Source organism: Pseudoalteromonas sp. TAB23 (assembly GCF_000498075.1).
Taxonomy (GTDB): Bacteria; Pseudomonadota; Gammaproteobacteria; order Enterobacterales; family Alteromonadaceae; genus Pseudoalteromonas; species Pseudoalteromonas arctica.
This window is the reverse complement of the sequence record NZ_AUTP01000040.1, coordinates 1-17239: the sequence shown is the minus strand read 5'-3', so window position 1 is coordinate 17239 and position 17239 is coordinate 1. Positions and strand designations below refer to the sequence as shown.

At 38.3% G+C, this 17239-nt stretch carries 15 protein-coding genes and 1 pseudogene; 5 read left to right on the top strand and 11 right to left on the bottom strand.

What is annotated here, in order from left to right; all coding sequences use genetic code 11:
- The 7 genes and pseudogenes from L654_RS0101000 to pyrC form a co-directional block, all read right to left on the bottom strand.
- Positions 1 to 180: pseudogene (locus L654_RS0101000) on the bottom strand (energy transducer TonB); the annotation flags it as partial.
- Positions 180 to 584 carry a biopolymer transporter ExbD gene (locus L654_RS0100995; protein WP_007583867.1) on the bottom strand — a complete coding sequence of 135 codons (405 nt, stop codon included), beginning with the start codon at positions 582 to 584 and terminating at the stop codon, positions 180 to 182. The gene L654_RS0100995 and the pseudogene L654_RS0101000, both read right to left, overlap by 1 nt.
- Before the next feature lie 14 nt (positions 585 to 598).
- A complete protein-coding gene (locus L654_RS0100990; protein ID WP_002961709.1) occupies positions 599 to 1123 on the bottom strand; it encodes a MotA/TolQ/ExbB proton channel family protein in 525 nt (174 codons plus the stop codon).
- Positions 1123 to 2487 (bottom strand): MotA/TolQ/ExbB proton channel family protein, encoded by a 1365-nt coding sequence (locus tag L654_RS0100985; RefSeq protein ID WP_007583865.1) that lies wholly within the window; start codon positions 2485 to 2487, stop codon positions 1123 to 1125. The genes L654_RS0100990 and L654_RS0100985 overlap by 1 nt, the downstream gene beginning before the upstream one ends.
- A gap of 6 nt (positions 2488 to 2493) precedes the next feature.
- Positions 2494 to 3264: a DUF3450 domain-containing protein gene (locus tag L654_RS0100980; protein ID WP_024590812.1), complete on the bottom strand. Its 771-nt coding sequence runs from the start codon at positions 3262 to 3264 to the stop codon at positions 2494 to 2496.
- Between the two features lie 1109 nt (positions 3265 to 4373).
- Positions 4374 to 4577, bottom strand: a complete 204-nt coding sequence (locus L654_RS0100975) for a cold-shock protein (RefSeq protein WP_002961702.1) — start codon at positions 4575 to 4577, stop codon at positions 4374 to 4376.
- A 440-nt stretch (positions 4578 to 5017) separates the two neighbouring features.
- Positions 5018 to 6070: a dihydroorotase gene (pyrC, locus tag L654_RS0100970; protein WP_024606980.1), complete on the bottom strand. Its 1053-nt coding sequence runs from the start codon at positions 6068 to 6070 to the stop codon at positions 5018 to 5020.
- A gap of 290 nt (positions 6071 to 6360) precedes the next feature.
- Here pyrC and L654_RS0100965 point away from each other — a divergent pair, with 290 nt between their 5' ends.
- The 3 genes from L654_RS0100965 to L654_RS0100955 all read left to right on the top strand — a co-directional run bounded on the left by L654_RS0100965 (position 6361) and on the right by L654_RS0100955 (position 10844).
- Complete coding sequence (locus tag L654_RS0100965; RefSeq protein WP_024606979.1) at positions 6361 to 8730, top strand: GGDEF domain-containing protein; 2370 nt, start codon at positions 6361 to 6363, stop codon at positions 8728 to 8730.
- A 407-nt stretch (positions 8731 to 9137) separates the two neighbouring features.
- The gene (locus L654_RS0100960) at positions 9138 to 10025 is read left to right on the top strand and encodes a LysR family transcriptional regulator (protein ID WP_002961689.1); all 888 of its coding nucleotides are present in this window, start codon (positions 9138 to 9140) and stop codon (positions 10023 to 10025) included.
- A gap of 54 nt (positions 10026 to 10079) precedes the next feature.
- A complete protein-coding gene (locus L654_RS0100955) occupies positions 10080 to 10844 on the top strand; it encodes an ElyC/SanA/YdcF family protein (RefSeq protein ID WP_024606978.1) in 765 nt (254 codons plus the stop codon).
- A gap of 81 nt (positions 10845 to 10925) precedes the next feature.
- Here L654_RS0100955 and L654_RS0100950 read toward each other — a convergent pair whose 3' ends face one another.
- Positions 10926 to 11678 carry a Nif3-like dinuclear metal center hexameric protein gene (locus L654_RS0100950; protein WP_024606977.1) on the bottom strand — a complete coding sequence of 251 codons (753 nt, stop codon included), beginning with the start codon at positions 11676 to 11678 and terminating at the stop codon, positions 10926 to 10928.
- 150 nt (positions 11679 to 11828) lie between these two features.
- Here L654_RS0100950 and L654_RS0100945 point away from each other — a divergent pair, with 150 nt between their 5' ends.
- On the top strand, positions 11829 to 12170 hold the full coding sequence (locus L654_RS0100945; RefSeq protein WP_002961684.1) for a hypothetical protein: 342 nt from the start codon (positions 11829 to 11831) through the stop codon (positions 12168 to 12170).
- Positions 12171 to 12201: 31 nt separating this feature from the next.
- Here the strand turns inward: L654_RS0100945 and L654_RS0100940 are convergent, their stop codons facing one another.
- A complete protein-coding gene (locus tag L654_RS0100940; protein WP_029753434.1) occupies positions 12202 to 12678 on the bottom strand; it encodes an HPP family protein in 477 nt (158 codons plus the stop codon).
- Between the two features lie 104 nt (positions 12679 to 12782).
- Between L654_RS0100940 and L654_RS0100935 the strand changes: the two genes are divergently transcribed.
- Positions 12783 to 13355 (top strand): TetR/AcrR family transcriptional regulator, encoded by a 573-nt coding sequence (locus tag L654_RS0100935; RefSeq protein WP_010555097.1) that lies wholly within the window; start codon positions 12783 to 12785, stop codon positions 13353 to 13355.
- Positions 13356 to 13396: 41 nt separating this feature from the next.
- On the opposite strand, the gene L654_RS0100930 is transcribed toward L654_RS0100935, so the two are convergent.
- The gene (locus tag L654_RS0100930; RefSeq protein ID WP_024606975.1) at positions 13397 to 16576 is read right to left on the bottom strand and encodes an amidohydrolase family protein; all 3180 of its coding nucleotides are present in this window, start codon (positions 16574 to 16576) and stop codon (positions 13397 to 13399) included.
- Positions 16577 to 16681: 105 nt separating this feature from the next.
- The coding region (locus L654_RS0100920; protein ID WP_024606974.1) for a M90 family metallopeptidase at positions 16682 to 17239 on the bottom strand (558 nt) is incomplete at its 5' end.

Sequence of the window (17239 nt, the reverse complement as noted above, 5' to 3'; positions counted from 1 at the left end):
CGGTACACGCTTCCTCTCCTGCACCTTAGATTCAGGCGGATTCGTCATTATTTCGACTATGATCTGCTCTTTTTGTTCCGTATTACGGTCAGCCCCACCAGAGATGAGGAAGGCCATGAAGTAGAACAAGCCGAAAGTAACTGCCCCACCTGCAATCAGTGAAAACAGAAAACGAATCATTACTGATCTCCAGCTATTGAAATTCTAAGGTTGTCACCCGTCGCTTTAATCTGGTCCATAACTTTAACCACTGTGCCGTGTTTAGCTTCTTTATCAGCTTGTATAATCACAACTTCAGTAGGTTGTTCTGCTAATAAACTTTCGATTTTTGCTGAAATACGTTCAACATCAATTTGTTGTTTATCAACCCAGATTTCGCCGTTACTACGAATAGCAATAAAAATGTTAGCATTTTTTTGCTTAGTAGCTTGGGCAGCTTTTGGTTTATTGACCTCGATACCAGCCTCTTTAACGAACGATGTAGTTACGATAAAGAAAATAAGCATGATAAATACGATGTCAAGCATTGGCGTCATATCAACCGCTGCTTCTTCTTCTTCACGAAAACGTTGTTTACGTGCCATATTTAATTCTCTCTCTAGTGATGAGGCATACTATCAATAAGTTTGGCTTTCACCATTTTAGCTTTTGTCTCAAGACGTGAGCTAAAAAATACTCCAGATAGTGCCGCAACCATTCCAGCCATTGTTGGGATTGTTGCCATTGAAATACCTGATGCCATTAAGCGTGCATTACCCGTACCCTGGTTGGCCATGGTTTCAAAAACCGAGATCATACCAGTAACAGTACCAAGTAAGCCTATTAAAGGACAAACAGCTACTAATGTCTTAATCAACAACATACGCTGATCTAATTTTTCAGACGCTTCAGAAATCCATGCTTCACGGATTCTGTGTGCGTACCAAGACGTAGTGTCTTGGCGGGCATCCCACTTTGCTACAATTTCTTTCGCTGTGCGAGGAAACTCTGCAAGTAGAAACCAATAGCGCTCAATCATTAAAACCCACATCAGAAAGAGTGCTATCGCGACCACGTATAAAACCTGGCCGCCTGTGCCAACAAAATCCCTGATAGATTCCCATATCTCCATCAGGACTAGCATTAGGCTTTCTCCTTCTCCGCGTGAGTAGCAACGATACCCGCGCTTTGCTCATCAAGGATGTGTAATACCGACTTACTACGACCAGCTACAAGAGCATGAAGTAGAATTAGTGGTAATGCAGCAATTAGACCTAGCGCTGTAGTTACAAGTGCTAGAGAGATGTTACCTGCCATGATCTTCGGATCACCCGTACCGAACAATGTGATTGTTTGGAACGTTAAGATCATACCGATTACTGTACCTAGTAGACCTAGTAACGGTGCGATTGCAGCAAGAATCTTAATTATGTTGATACCAGCTTCGATGCGCGGCGTTTCACGTAGAATCGCTTCATCAAGTTTAAGCTCAAGGTTTTCAACATCTTGGTTCTTGTTGTCATGGTACACTTTAAGAATACGACCCAGTGGGTTATTTGTATTCGGTGTAGCAACATTTTTAAGCTGGCTCTTAATCTTACTAGTAGTAAGTGTAAGGTCAACAAAGCGAATTAGAGTAATTAGCATACCTAAAGCTAGTAAAGCTGTAATGATATAACCAACTACGCCACCTTGATGGAAGTATTCCATAAGTGTCGCTTTTTGAGTGTTGATACGTAAGATAGCACCACGAGTCGGATCGATATAAACACCAGCGTAGTTATCTGGTGATGTATTTTCAAGATCAGTGATACCGTCTAAAATATAGCTATCAGGCTGTTTACCTAGAGGCTGAATAGACTTAGTTTCTGGTGAGTAAATTAAGTAACCATCGTCTGTAACTAAGTTAAAGTTACCGATACGCGTTACTTTCTTCATTGACGGGTTACCGTCAAGACCAGCAACTTCAGTTTCAAAAGTTGAAACTTTAGCTGATTCAGTCATTTCTGTTTGAAGTGAAATCCAAAGCTCTTCAAGTTCACGAACAGTTGGAAGTTCTTTAGCAGCAGCTAATGAACGTAAGATTTCTGCACGGCCAGGTTTCTCAGCACTAACTAGTGATGCTTCGATAGAACCGATAGCGTCTTGAGCTGCACGACGTACAACACCAAACATCTCACCCAAAGTACCTTGAGCACTTTGAAGAGCAGCTTCTTTTTCAGCTAACGTGTTTTCATTTTGTGCATATTGCTTAGTTAAGCTTTCACCACGAGACTTCTCAGAAGCAAGTTGGCTTTTAGCTTTATTAAGTAAAGATTGCTTGTCAGCACGATCTGATAAGAACTCTTGTTCACGTTTCTTATCGATTTTACCTTCAGAGATACGCTCTTGCTTTACTTGCTCAAGTATTTTATCTAGAGCTCCAGTATTTGCATGTGCATTTAACGCGGTACCTGCAGAAACAGTTAGTACTGCGGCAACAGCAAAACCTTTAAATAGTTTCTTCATTATTGATTACTCCGCGCCAAAGATAGGTAGTTTAACAAGTTCTAATGTCGCTTGCTTACGCGCCATACGAATAACTTCTTTAACAGGTTTTAGGTATTCTTCACCTAATTCTTTCCACTGTTTAGTGTTGTTATCCCACACCCAAGCATGTTTCAAGTCAAAAGACTGAGCAACGTAAGTAATACGACCTAACTGACCGATATCAACGTTAATACTTTTGCCATCAACTTCTAGTGTACCTTGTGAAGCAGATACAAGTGAGCTGTATGCTGTTTCAATAGTGTAAGCTTCAAGTACTTGACGGAATTTTTCAGACGTCGTTACAGACGCAGAAACCATGATTTCACGTAGTCTTTCAACACGTCCTAAACGCGTCTCTAGATTAAATGGAACGTCCGCTTTGATGAATTGCTCAAGCGTATCGATCATGCGATACATCAAAGGCACAACGTTTTGTTTCGTGTTATCAATCGTAGCGATTTGACGATCAAACGATTCAATAGACGCGTTTTGGCTATCAACCAAGCGCGACACGTGATCGTTATACACTTTCATAAGTTCAGTCTCATCAACAACGCTACGGTACTCAGCGATTAGCTCCTGAGTTTGACCATATACATTGTCAATTTTAGTTTGAGACTTAACCGCAGCCTTTTGAATTTGTTGACCTGCTTTTTGCACGTCATTCAAAGGATCTGCAATCACATTGCTGCTTGCAAATGCAAATGCGCCAACCAACGCAGTTGCTACAAGACTCTTTCTGATTTTAACAGACATAGTTCCCAACCAATTAAGTAATGTTACTTTTATAATTTAATTATCCTCCGAAGAGAACAACCCTGATATCTTTTAATAGATATCAACCTTCCAATAATGCTAAATGCAATTAGCGCTGTCAACTTGATGTTTACTAATCTCTGCAAATAAATAGCTAAGTTAATGCTTAAACAAAAGTACTAGCACACAACTGTTAACATTATTGCAACTAAGCTTTTGCTTAATATTTCGATTAAAGCCTTTTGAGGGGTGTATTTATTCGCATTGTACTGACATAAAACAACATTATTGCAACATTTAGCCAAAGCTGAATTCGCACTGAAAAAAAACAAAAAAAAATATAGATAGATATGACAAAAGTTATTTTTTAAACGATTTCAGCACATTTTATCTCCCCAATAACACTTCATCTGAAAAAACAAACCATTTGTCGCACAAAAAAACAACACTGGATAATCTACAATACCGCCCACCTTGCTTTATGCACGCAATGCCTAAAGCCATTTATAAAACGTGTTTCCCATAAATAGTAATAATAATCTTAATAATAAGTTTCTTTTAGCAAGGCCTGAAATAGCCAAATAGCTTTCGATAATTAGACGAGTTACATTTACCGCTTTAGAGTGCTCATTAATACTATTTAACAGTTAAATTTATTTAGTAACAAAGTTAATCACAAAAAGCTGCTCAACTTTAATAATAATGGACTATAAATGATGCCCAACGCTTCCATAATAAGCTATCAGAGGTCTATAGAGGTTCCCTTGCCCATTTATAGTTAAAGTACAAAATTTCAACCTGATTGCACTAGCAAGACTTACACTAAAATTTACACAGATTGTTATTTGGCATCATTTTTATGTACATAAGTATCAGACCAGTTGGATAAATTGTAAGGGATGTTTTAAATGCGATAGAAAGTGGTTCGATTGTATAAGTTATTCAGATAATTGAATTTTGGGTGTGTATTAAAATAGAAGATTTAAGAATATACGAAATTTGTGTTTAAGGATTTAAAAAGAAGAATTTTATTAATTATGTACATAGAGAGGAATTATGGTGAAACAGAGACCTGCTTCACCAAGATGAACTAGAGTTCACATAATAAATTATGCTGCTTCTACGTTCTCAGCTTCAGGGCCTTTTTGACCTTGTTTGATGCTGAATGTCACTGCTTGACCTTCGCTAAGAGTGCGAAAACCAGAACCAGTGATTGCGCTGAAATGTACAAACACGTCAGGACCATTTTCTTGTTCAATGAAACCAAAGCCTTTAGCTTCGTTGAAAAACTTTACTTTACCAGTAACCGACATACTAAATTTTCCTGTAAGTCAATAATTAAAATTCAGCCATATTATTATGGCAATATCCTCCTTGAGTCAATGCTCAAAAATATGGAGGTACAGTACAGGAACAAGTAATAACCTAACCGGTAACCTTAAACGCAGCACAATATCCGTAAATTCAATACATAAAAACTCAAAGCAAGGTAAGATTAACACATTATATTTTTTTTCGCTCTATTAATTGGGAATTATTTATTAAAAATATAAATTTGTTTAAAATCGCCTTTAACTGACTAATTTCCAAGCAAAAACTATAAAGTATTATTGTAATATATATTGCTATAAACGCGTATAAAAGCCCTCTACAAAAGCAATACTGTCAAATAACGCTTCAATAACATCAAAAATACAAACAAAAAAGCCGCTTTAAAAATTAAGCGGCTTTTGGTTTAAATATAAAATATTAACTATTTAACAGACCAATCAATAGTATCTTCTGCTTTTATAGGCACAACTTCAGAGTCGCCTAGGGTATAACTTGCAGGTACGTCCCATGGTTTTCTTTGTAATGTTATTGTATCGGCATTACGCGGCAACTCATAAAAGTCAGGACCAAAGTGGCTTGCAAATCCTTCAAGCATGTCCAAAGCTCCCGCTTCTTCGAATGCTTCAGCGTATAACTCAATAGCGGCATGGGCCGTATATGCACCAGCACAACCACAAGCAGCTTCTTTTTTATCTTTATAATGTGGTGCAGAATCAGTTCCTAAGAAAAACTTTTTATTTCCACTTATAGCTGCGGCCATTAATGCTTGCTGGTGAATGTTACGTTTGAGGATTGGCAAACAGTAATAATGTGGGCGAATTCCACCCGCTAACATATGATTACGATTATAAAGTAAATGATGAGCTGTAATTGTTGCTGCTACATTGCTAGGTGCATTAACTACAAACTCTACTGCATCTTTAGTTGTAATATGCTCTAGTACAATTTTAAGTTCAGGAAAGTCACTTACCACATCCCCTAAAATCGTCTCTAAAAATACTTTTTCACGGTCAAAAATATCAATTGATGAATCAGTAACTTCTCCGTGTACTAACAGCAACATACCTACTTCTTGCATTGCTTTTAAAACCGGGTAAATATTTTTGACTGATGTAACACCCGAATCAGAATTGGTTGTAGCGCCCGCAGGATACAGCTTTGCAGCTACTATTTTGCCCGTTGCTTTTGCTTTCTTTATTTCATCTGGTGTCGTTTTATCAGTAAGGTAAAGTACCATTAAAGGCTCAAAGGCACCTTGTGGGCCTGCTGCCATAATACGTTCTCGATAAGAAAGAGCGGTATCAGTACATGTTGCCGGCGGAACAAGGTTTGGCATAATAATAGCGCGACCCATGTATCTGCTAATGTCTCGTACAGTATCCTTTAGCTGGTCGCCATCACGTAAATGTACATGCCAGTCATCTGGGCGAGTGATAGTAAGGGTTGTTACAGAGTTTGTATTATTGCTTGTCATTACTTTGTTCCAAGGCTGAATTTATCCGATCATAGGCATATGATGTTTTCGAGTAAAGATTTTATTAAAAATAATGTATATGCTAATGACATTACCGAGTTGTGTAATTAAAGCTTAATACTCCAATTCAATTGGGATTAGCTATTGTTATTACTTACAATTAATTAAAGTCATTCGTCATAATAATTTACAGCCAATTAAAACCACTCATCGCTTTATTTTGTACAAAATCCAAGATTAGGTTAACTTAGCTACGTATTTAAAAATAAAAAGAATAATATAAATTGCCTATGTCTTACAAAAATGATGCCTCAAGAGCACTTGAGATAAAAACTGATCAACTGAGTATTATCAATCAATTTTCATCAAGCTTATTGCAACTAGACACACTAGACGAGCTATTTGAGTATGTTACAACGCACGTTGTTAACCGTTTAGGATTTGTTGATTGCGTTATTTACCTTGCCGATAACAATGCTTATACATTAAATCAAGTTGCCTCGATGGGTATTGCTCACGCCCGTGACAAATATCAAGCCGAACGTAAAGTAATACGTTTTAGTGAAGGAATTACTGGGGCTGTTGCAACTACTGGTAAAGCCGTAATTATCGATGATGTAACAAAAGATAGCCGTTATATCGCAGATGAGCGCCCTGCCCAATCAGAACTATGCGTCCCTCTTATATATAAAGAACAAGTTTTAGGTGTTATTGATTGTGAGCACCCTATTAAAGGCTACTTTACAAACGCACACCTTGAAATTCTTACAACAGTTGCCCACTTACTCAGTGCTAAAATTAACCAGGTAAATACGGTAAATAACTTACAAAAAACAGTTGAGCAACTTAACAACGCACAAAAATTAGAAAATAGCTTATTACAAATAGCCAACCTAACCTACAAAGCTAACGACTTAGATACCTTCTTTGAAGCCTTGCATTCAATTATCAATAACTTACTTCGTGCTGATAACTTTTTTATCGCTTTATATGACAAAAAAGTAGATATACTTGACCTTGTTTATATAGTCGAAGAAGGCATAAACACCAAAACACATCAAAAAATATCTAAAGAACAGCTAAAAGACACTGCTTCATATTACCTACTGCAAACAGAGCAAACCTTATTACTCAATAAAGATGCCTTTCAAAGTCATATAGATAACGGTGATTTTAAAATGGTAGGCAGACAATCAGAGTCTTGGTTGGGTGTTCCATTTAAAACAAGTGATCGTATAAGCGGTGTTATTGTTGTACAAAGCTACGATAAAACACTGCAATACAACGAACACGACAGCGCTCTTCTAACTTACGTAAGTCGCCAAATAAGTATGGCAATTGATAGACAACTAGCCCGACAAGAGCTCGAGCATAAAGCATTGCATGACGAGCTTACCGGCCTTGCTAACCGCTCATTACTCATTGAGAGAATAAAGCATGCTATTTTACGTTTAACGCGTGCTAAAAAAAGTACTAGCCATGCCCTGCTGTATCTAGATTTTGATCGTTTTAAAAGTATTAATGATTCGCTAGGGCATGAAGTCGGAGACCATTTTCTTATAAAAATATGCGACTTAATTAAAAGTACAGTACGAAGCACCGATACATTTGCTCGTTTAGGCGGTGATGAATTTGCTATTTTTATGGAAAATATCACACATAAAAACCAAGTTAATGAAGCTTTAAACCGAATTAAAAGCGCATTATCAAAACCTCTTAATGTAGATAGCCACTTACTTCAAGCCTCTACTAGTATTGGTATTGCCTATACCGACAACATAAACGATCAAGCTTATATATTACTGCAACAAGCTGATGCTGCTATGTATGAAGCAAAATCCACCGGGCGTGGACAAGTTAAGTTTTTTAATAACACGATGCGTAAAAAACTTAAAACCCATGCCGATATCGAAAACGACTTGCAACACGGTATAGAACACAACGAATTTGAACTCTATTTTCAGCCAATTTTTACAATTACCACAAGTGAGATTATTGGTTTTGAAGCACTTGTGCGCTGGCATCATCCTAAAAAAGGATTTGTACCACCTAATGACTTTATACCGATAGCTGAAACTACAGGGCAAATTATAAATCTTGATTTACATTTACTTGATTTAGCCGCTCAGCAGATTTCTAATTGGCACCAGCAAGGTCATCGCTTTTTGAAAGTAACGGTTAATGTATCGTCACGGCATTTTGCAAGCCTCGATTTTGTAGCGCAAATACATTCTATTTATAATAAATACCAATTACCTCTGGGTTCTTTATGTTTAGAAATTACCGAATCAGGCTTAATAGAAAATCTAGAACTCGCCACTCAAATAATAGAAGGTCTTTCACCTTTAAAAGTAAAATTGTGCCTTGACGATTTTGGAACGGGTTACTCGGCACTCGGCTACTTGCACCAACTGCCTATTCATATTTTAAAAATAGATAAAAGTTTTATTGACCACCTACAAGATTCCACCAATCCACTTGTTGAAGCCATTTTATCACTTGCGCAATCATTAAAACTTGAGGTTGTTGCTGAAGGGATAGAAACACTTGAACAATTAGCCATTTTACAATCCACCGCGTGCGACTATGGCCAAGGTTTTTTAAAGTCAAAACCGGTCACAGCCAAAGAAGCCATATTACTTATTAATAAGCCCTTATAAAAAAGCCAGCGAGTAGGTCGCTGGCTTAGGTATTACGTATATACTCATCCATTAAACTAAAGCTAAAAAGCAAAATGACTTTAGTTTTTAAACCACAACCTAAAGTAACCATTCCCCACCCCACACAGTTATTTATATAGTCAAAATTCACACTGAGGTGAAGCACACCGCAATCGATATACTTAAAATACAACGTGAAGCAAACTCATCTAAAACTCATCAAACCAGTTTTTGAATGACTTTTATCGTTACTAATTCTAATATTTTCGCGATTCATAGCAACAAACTGCAATAAACCACAATAAATCGCAAACTTTTAGCCATCTAGACGTTGAAACGTTTTTTGTATAGGCGTAGTATGTGGTTAATCTGAGCTGAACTCACTTTTCCCATGAGAATTTTTAAAGATGATTGGTATTAAACATTTAAAAACCATAGCAACCCTAAAAGAAACAGGATCTTTGGTTAATACAGCACGAGAGTTATTTTTGACACAGTCTGCTTTGTCTCATCAAATCAAAGATTTAGAGAATAAATTAGATTGCCAATTATTTGAGCGTAAAACTCAACCAGTCCGCTTTACCCCTCAGGGAATGCTATTACTTGAGTTAGCTCACGAAATATTACCAAAAATGGAAGCGACTAAATGCCGTTTGAAAGAAAGCTTAAATCAGCCTATTTCTCAACTGCGTTTAAGTGTGGAATGCCATGCATGTTTTCATTGGTTGTTGCCTACTATTAAAGAATTTAATAACTTTTGGCCTGATATAAAAATTGATTACGAGCGCGGCTTTAGTTACGACGCTATTCCTGACTTACTAAGCGATGAGCTCGATTTAGTTTTAACATCTGACATACGTGAACCCGACACATTAGAATACGCGCACTTATTTGATTTTAAATTGAAGCTTATTGTGGCACCGGATCATGAACTTGCTAAAAAAGCGTATGTAACAGCGCTTGATTTAAAAAACGAAACTATTATTTCATACCCTATCCCGCGTGAACGCCAAGATATATTTAAGCATTTCATTCAAAATGCACGTTTTGACGGTACGTTAAAAACGGTTGACCAAGGATTACTTATTTTTCAACTAGTAAGTGCCGGCATGGGCGTTGCCGCTTTACCTGATTGGCTAGTTACACCTTATGAAAGCCAAGGCTTAATTAAATCAATTCCTTTGGGCGCTCTTGGCCTTACTCGTCCTATGTATTTAGCGATGAAAAAAGACATGAAAGATAACCCTGTTTATCGTCACTTTTTAAATACGTGTAAGCTAAATAACGGTCGATAATCATCAATATAATGAGTAATATCGCTGTAATTAACCCTACAGCGTTTAACTCTTATGTTTGTTATTAAAAAAATGATTGGTGGCTTACTTATGCCACTGCCTCTATTTGGTTTATTTGCGTGCCTGATGCTCCTACTCGCATTTAAAGGCCGCAAATCAGCTCTCTTCTTATCTACTTTAAGCTTAATTGTATTACTTGCATTGAGCACACCCTTTATCGCCAATTTAATTATCCAAAATAATGAATCTACGTCGCTTGCATTTAATACCCTAAAGCATCCAAAAATAGACAAAATAGTTGTACTAGGTTGCGATATAAACCCAAATCCTGCACTCAGTGCTAATAATCAATTAGGTAATTGTGCGCTAACGCGCTTAGTCGAAGGTGTAAAACTGGCAAAGCACTACCCTAATGCAGAGCTTATAGTGTCAGGCGGGGGTTATCAAAATACCACTAATAGCGGGCTTATGTATCAAACGGCAATTAGTTTAGGTGTTAATAAGAGTCGTATATTCCAAAACCCAAAAGCAATGGATACAGGTGAAGAAGCTAAGTTACTGGCATCAAAATTAGTCGACTTTAAGGTTGCACTAGTAACATCTGTACTGCACATGCCACGCGCAAAAGACTTATTTAATGCTCAAGGTATTGAAGTCATAACCGCAGCCACTGATTATCATAATTTTGCTGCACTTCCATGGAGCAAACAGTTTATTCCCAATGCTCATGCCTTACTTGTGGTTACGCAATACAGTCACGAAGTAGTAGGAAACACATGGATAAGTTTGCGCCGCTGGATAGATCCAGAGGCGCTGTAACTCATTTCGTCTAACTAACCTGAACTCTGGATAATAAAATCTATCTCAAGTAGCGTTCAGGTTAACTAATAGATAGCCTAGTTAAACTGGGTTATCTATATCTATAAATGTCACATCAAAACCATGCTCTTGAGCAAGTAACTCACCCAGAGCTTTTACACCATAGCGCTCTGTTGCATGATGCCCTGCGGCAAAAAAATCAATGTTTTGCTCACGAGAACTATGAATTGTCTGCTCCGATGCCTCACCCGTTAAATAAGCATCAATGCCTTGCTCTGCAGCTAAATCAATATATCCTTGCCCACCACCGGTGCACAGTGCAATGGTTTCAATTTTTGTTGAACGTACTAAGCTTGTGAGCGGGGTTCGATTTAGCACTTTTGCAATTTTATCTGCAAAATCTTCACCACTTAATGGTGTTTTTAAACGCCCTTTCATTGCTACGCTATTTGAAGTTGGCTCTAGCCCTGTTTCAATTTCAATATCCAATAACTTTGCAAGTTGCGCGTTATTGCCAACTACTGGATGAATATCGAGTGGTAAGTGATAGCCAAATAAATTAATATCGTGTGCTAATAACGCACCTATACGACGCTTTTTCATTCCCGTTATTGGTTGGGATTCCCCTTTCCAAAAAAATCCATGGTGAACTAAAATAGCATCTGCTTGTTGCTCAATGGCAGCATCTATTAAAGCTTGACTTGCGGTTACACCCGTCACAATTTTTTTAATTTCGTTTTTACCTTCAACTTGTAAGCCATTTGGGCAAAAATCTTTAATTAAATGAGGTTTTAAAATGTCATTTAGGAGTTGGTTAAATTCTCTACGTTGCATATAACTTACCTTACTTAGCACTGAATTTTGTGCAAATTTTGGCGTTTATAGCCCTAAAATGGAAGGAAAATCGCAAAAAATTGAAAAACTGTTTTAAAATAGGTATAAATACCTCTTCTTTATCTGTGTTCACAACGTATAGGGTCTCTGATGAGCAAACTAGACAAAACAGAAGTGTTATCTGCCTTTGAAGCAGCGTACGAAACTGCCAATGGTAAAAAACCTGAAATCACAACTAAACCTGGTTGGTACAGCATTGATGGCGGTAAAAATTTACGCCTAGCTGACGTAGCAGAGCTTACTAAAAAGTTAAACTCTGGTAAAACAACTAAAACGAAAAAACCAAAAGCAGCTGCGCCTGTTAAAGCACAGAAAAAAGCGCCATTCACTGTTGTTACCGAAAACGAAGAAGGTTACACAGCGGAAGAACTTTGGATTGTAATTTTAGCTCGTAAAGATCATGACTGTCGCTTACCGCGCGGTGTTGTTTAATCAACATTTATGATTTTTAAAAGAAACCGCGTTAAGCGGTTTTTTTATGTGCGCGATTTACCGTGGAAGACAGTAACCACTTTGCAGCAAAGCCACAAATAACAATGAACATCGTCCCGACTAATACTGGCATAATTAAAAAGTCCCAACTTTGTCCAGATACAATAATCAGAATAGGGTTAGCACCCGCCGCAGGGTGCACTGTTTTAGTAAGCATCATGAGTGTAATTGCAAAACCAACGGCTAATGCAATAGATACACTCCCGTCACCAACATAGGTTACAAAAACGATCCCCACTAATGCTGTTAAAAGATGACCAAAAATCACATTTTTTGGTTGTGCTAATGGGCTATTTGGTATGCCAAATACAAGTACTGCCGTTGCGCCAAAAGGTGCCATTAACCACAGTCCATAGCCTCCAATATTATTCAGCCAAGATAAAAAACCCAATACTAGCGCTGAAAAAAAGCCAGCAACACAGGCTAATTTAATATCTTCAATATTCATGCTACATCCTTAAATAAAAGCAGACAGACTTGTCTACCTGGCAATGATAGACAAGTCTGTCTACTTATGTCAAGATACCTTTCAGCTAATATTTAGGGGGTTTTATGAATAAACGAGAGCAAATTATTACAACAGCACTTAATCTCTTTTATAGCAAAGGCTTACATGCTGTGGGTATTAATGAAATTCTAGCCGTTTCAGGTATCGCTAAAAAAACGCTTTATAATCACTTCGCAAGCAAAGATGAGCTAATACTTGCTTGCTTAGCCACACGTGATAAAAATTTTAATAATTGGCTAGAACAAGTCTGTGATAAACAAAGCGCCCTTGACGTTGCTAATGGATTATTTAAAGGTTTAGAGAGCTGGTTTAATAGTGGAGTGCCGGAATTGGGCGATTTTAATGGATGCTTCTTCATAAACGCAGCAGCAGAATATCCACTCGCAGCGCATACTATTGCAATACAGTGTAAGGCACATAAACAAGCTGTATTTAAAATTATATTGAATTCTTTACTTGCCACTCCTCAGCTAAAAAATAATAAAGCTAAAGCCGAAAATGTCGCACAAACATTATTTACTCTAAAGGAAGGGCTTATATGCCAAGCACGTGTCATGCATACTCAACCACTTATTATGCCAAGCACTGCTTTGCTAAAACACATAATACAAAGCTAAAAAAAGCGGCTATGTAGCCGCTTTAAAAAGTTTAAAATAAATTACAGTTCTTCAAAATAAAGTGGTTCGCGTTCTTTTTTACCCACTTCATTCATTGTCTCTGCATTAAATAGTCGACCATTGATCATGGTGTAATCTACTTTATCCGAATCTCGAATGTCTTTAAGCGGATCGCCATCTATAACCATTAAATCAGCCAGTTTGCCCACTTCAAGCGAGCCTACGTTTTTATCAAGCCCTAAATACTTAGCCGGATCGAGTGTTGAAGCACGTATTGCCTCAAGCGTTGTCATTCCGCCTTGTGCAAACATCCACATCTCCCAGTGTGCACCTAAGCCTTCACGCTGACCGTGAGCACCTAAGTTAACTAATACACCTAGGTCTTGCAGCTCAGCAGCAACGCGTGCGTTATTAAAGTGATTATAGTGATGATCGGGCGCTTTAATGCGGCGCATAGAGCGCGGTAATAATTGATTTTTTGGCACAAATTTACTTAAACGCGGATGATTCCACACATCAGTTTTATCGTACCAGTAATTTTCACCCCAAATGCCACCATAAGCCACTACAAGTGTTGGTGTATAGCCAACATCACTTTGCGACCATAACTGCTTTATATCGTCGTATATGTTCTCTACAGGGATTGAATGCTCGATACCTGTGTGTCCATCTACAATCATACTTAAGTTATGTTGTAATAATGAGCCACCTTCAGGGACAACCATCATTTCAAGTTCACGACCTGCTTCAATAACTTGTTGGCGCTGCTCACGACGTGGTTGATTATACGACTTAACACTAAATGCACCTACTTTTTTAAGGCGCTCTAAATGAAATTTAGCATCGTCTAACGAGTCAATATGCGAAGTATAACCTGGCATATTTGCGCCATATAAAATAGTACCCGTTGAGAAAATACGCGGGCCAACAATCATGCCTGCCTTTTGCATTTCGCTTGCGGTAAATATTTCAGAGGTATCGTTTGATGGATCGTGAATTGTAGTAACACCTAGCGCTAAACCTGCAAAGTTTTTCCAGTTTTGCTCAGGTATAATTTCGTCACTTGCTTGCGAGCCATGTGCATGAGCATCAACAATACCAGGCATAATAGTTTTACCTGTTACATCAATAACCTCAGCACCTTTAGGAATACTTATATCGCTGGCTGTACCAATTGCTTTAATATGCTTGCCATCAGTGATAATTACACCATTTTCAATAACCTTTTCGCCGTCCATAGTTATAATTTTTGCACCAGTGAGCGCAATCATACCTTTAGGCTCTGCCATTTTTTTACTGAAGCCGATATTATCGCCACTTTTCACTTTAAAGTCGGCATCTTCGGCTTTGTTAATAGCAAACATCCCATCAAGGCTTGCATGATAAAGCTCAGGCCCTAATGTCCAATAAAGCGTGTTGCTCTTAGCGCTCCAACTAATGTTTTCACCAGCACGTACCGATAACTGCTCTATTGGGAATTGACTGTCTTTAGGCCCAATATTAATTGTTTTACCACTTTGTACAAACGGTGTTACAAATACTTTAAATCGCTCAGCAAAAGCGAGATATTGCCCATCTGGTGATACTCTAAATTCTGTCGCATGTTCTGACTCGTATAGTTTACGAACTTTTTTACTTTCAAGCTCAACTACACTAAGCGTTGGTTTTGGCCAAGGACTCATTATAAAAACGCGATCGTTTGCATCTCCAAATTGTGGTTGATAACCACTTTTTGAAATAAGCTCACTTTTACCGCCTTTTGCGCTTACGCTATATATACCAGGATTAAGTGACCACTTAGGGTTTAAAATACTGCCGCCAGTGGCTTTACGATAAACAACCGTCTTTCCATCTGGGCTAAAAATTGGCTCTACATACTTGCCCGGCTGCGTTGTAATGGTATCGCCACGGCCACTGCGCGCAGACACAACCCTTACAGACCCTTGTTTGTTATCATCCCATGTGGTGTAAACTATTTTTTTACCATCGCGAGAGTACTGTGGAAATAATTCGTAATGATCTGTTTGCTTTGTTAAACGCTTAATTTTACCCGACTCTAAATCACGTTTATAAATATGCCCAAGCGCTTCAAATATTGCAGTTTTGCCATCTGGGCTTACTTGCACATTACGCAGCATTTTTACATCAAATTCATCAGTATCTAAGTTTTGTGTAAATCGCACTGCTTTTTGAATTTTTTTACTTGTTTGCACTTTAAAAGGTATGGTTTTAACAGATTTGTCTGCAACATCTAGCTTGTGAATTGTGCCACCAGCCCAAAATACTAACTCTTCGTTATCGGGTGTCCATGCAATGGTTGGGTATACACCATGAATAGCCCAGGTTTCTTGCATATCTCGCTCAAGCTTATCGTAAAGCTTAGTGTGCTCACCGCTAGTTAAGTCATATAAATACAAGCTAGTTTGAAAATCATCACGCTTTATATAAGCAAGCTTTTTACCATCTGGTGATGGTGTAGGCCTAATAGCACCGCCCATCGTATCGATTACCGTTTCAATTTCACCCGTTTCGCGGTCGTAGCGCTTAATTTTATAAATACCCGCTACAGAATCTTTTGAATAATGAAAGGTTTTACCGGGTGTTGCATCATGCGAAAAGTATACATAACGACCATCAGGTGAAAACATTGGCTCACCTAAATCTTTTTGATCGTTCTCGCGTTTTGTAAGCTGTACGCCCTTACCACCCGCTTTGTGATACAACCACACTTCACCTGCTCCCAATGAGCGGCTAGCTGTAAAGTGTTTACGCGCAACTAAGTAGTCTCCATCAGGACTCCATGCAGGACTATTTAGTAATCTAAAGGTTTCATCGGTAACAGCGTGTTGATTTTCACCATTTAAGTCCATTATCCAAATGTTATCGCCACCACCTTGATCGGAGGTAAACGCAATACTTTTGCCGTTAGGACTAAAGCGTGGTTGCATTTGCCATGCAATATCAGAGGTGAGCTTTGTAGCTGTCCCCCCACTCATTGGCATAGTGTAAATATCGCCAAGTAAGTCAAACACCACGGTTTTACCATCAGGGCTAATATCTATATTCATCCATGTGCCCTGCTCAACGCTAATTGCAGCGTCAACAAATTGCCCCTTAGGTGAATCTACTTGCCATTTTTGTTCGTCTTTTTCAGCGGCATTTACCTGCCCTATCGCTAATGACACCGACAGCGCCAATACTGTATGAAGCATTTTTTTCATGCGTTTCTCGCTTGTTATTGTTGCAGTAAAAACTATTTCACATGATTGCAACAAAAACAAACGCAACTTGCCAGCGTTATATGATAAAGCGCGGTTTATGTAGGTTTAATGCCAAACAATAGGGTCAAATTGATAGTAATTAACTAGCATACTATAAATTTCAGGATCGTATCGGCGCAGCTCTGCGGGTTTTTCGAGGAAGGTTTCGGTGAGTACAGCAAAAAACTCAGCTTCGTTAGTCGCACCATAGCTGTGAATAACATGCGGCATGCTATAGGCAACATGGCTTTTTAACTGGGTGAAAGCGCGACTAAATACTCTGCCCCACTCTTTGTAATCTGCTGAGCTTTTTAAAATGGGTGTGCCCGTTGTTTTACCTGTTTCTTGATCGAGTTGATGCGCAAACTCATGAAATACCAAGTTATGTCCATCGCTTGGTAAACGATTACCCTCAAGTACATCATGCCAGCTTAAAACGAGCGTGCCGCCAGGCCATGACTCGCCTAGTCTTACCGTATTATGGTAACTCACAAGTCCTGCACTATCGCGAGTTGATTGCGCAGCGTAATAAGCACTTGGATATAATAAAATTTCTTTTACATTTCTATATAACGGCCACGGTTTATTAAGTACTAATACACACGCATCGGCGGCAACAATTAA

What these genes read in the sequence shown, in the direction of transcription:
- L654_RS0100995 (WP_007583867.1), bottom strand. Translation starts at nt 584, where the DNA reads ATGGCACGTAAACAACGTTTTCGTGAAGAAGAAGAAGCAGCGGTTGAT.
- L654_RS0100990 (WP_002961709.1), bottom strand. Translation starts at nt 1,123, where the DNA reads ATGCTAGTCCTGATGGAGATATGGGAATCTATCAGGGATTTTGTTGGC.
- L654_RS0100985 (WP_007583865.1), bottom strand. Translation starts at nt 2,487, where the DNA reads ATGAAGAAACTATTTAAAGGTTTTGCTGTTGCCGCAGTACTAACTGTT.
- L654_RS0100980 (WP_024590812.1), bottom strand. Translation starts at nt 3,264, where the DNA reads ATGTCTGTTAAAATCAGAAAGAGTCTTGTAGCAACTGCGTTGGTTGGC.
- L654_RS0100975 (WP_002961702.1), bottom strand. Translation starts at nt 4,577, where the DNA reads ATGTCGGTTACTGGTAAAGTAAAGTTTTTCAACGAAGCTAAAGGCTTT.
- pyrC (WP_024606980.1), bottom strand. Translation starts at nt 6,070, where the DNA reads ATGACAAGCAATAATACAAACTCTGTAACAACCCTTACTATCACTCGC.
- L654_RS0100965 (WP_024606979.1), top strand. Translation starts at nt 6,361, where the DNA reads ATGTCTTACAAAAATGATGCCTCAAGAGCACTTGAGATAAAAACTGAT.
- L654_RS0100960 (WP_002961689.1), top strand. Translation starts at nt 9,138, where the DNA reads ATGATTGGTATTAAACATTTAAAAACCATAGCAACCCTAAAAGAAACA.
- L654_RS0100955 (WP_024606978.1), top strand. Translation starts at nt 10,080, where the DNA reads ATGTTTGTTATTAAAAAAATGATTGGTGGCTTACTTATGCCACTGCCT.
- L654_RS0100950 (WP_024606977.1), bottom strand. Translation starts at nt 11,678, where the DNA reads ATGCAACGTAGAGAATTTAACCAACTCCTAAATGACATTTTAAAACCT.
- L654_RS0100945 (WP_002961684.1), top strand. Translation starts at nt 11,829, where the DNA reads ATGAGCAAACTAGACAAAACAGAAGTGTTATCTGCCTTTGAAGCAGCG.
- L654_RS0100940 (WP_029753434.1), bottom strand. Translation starts at nt 12,678, where the DNA reads ATGAATATTGAAGATATTAAATTAGCCTGTGTTGCTGGCTTTTTTTCA.
- L654_RS0100935 (WP_010555097.1), top strand. Translation starts at nt 12,783, where the DNA reads ATGAATAAACGAGAGCAAATTATTACAACAGCACTTAATCTCTTTTAT.
- L654_RS0100930 (WP_024606975.1), bottom strand. Translation starts at nt 16,576, where the DNA reads ATGAAAAAAATGCTTCATACAGTATTGGCGCTGTCGGTGTCATTAGCG.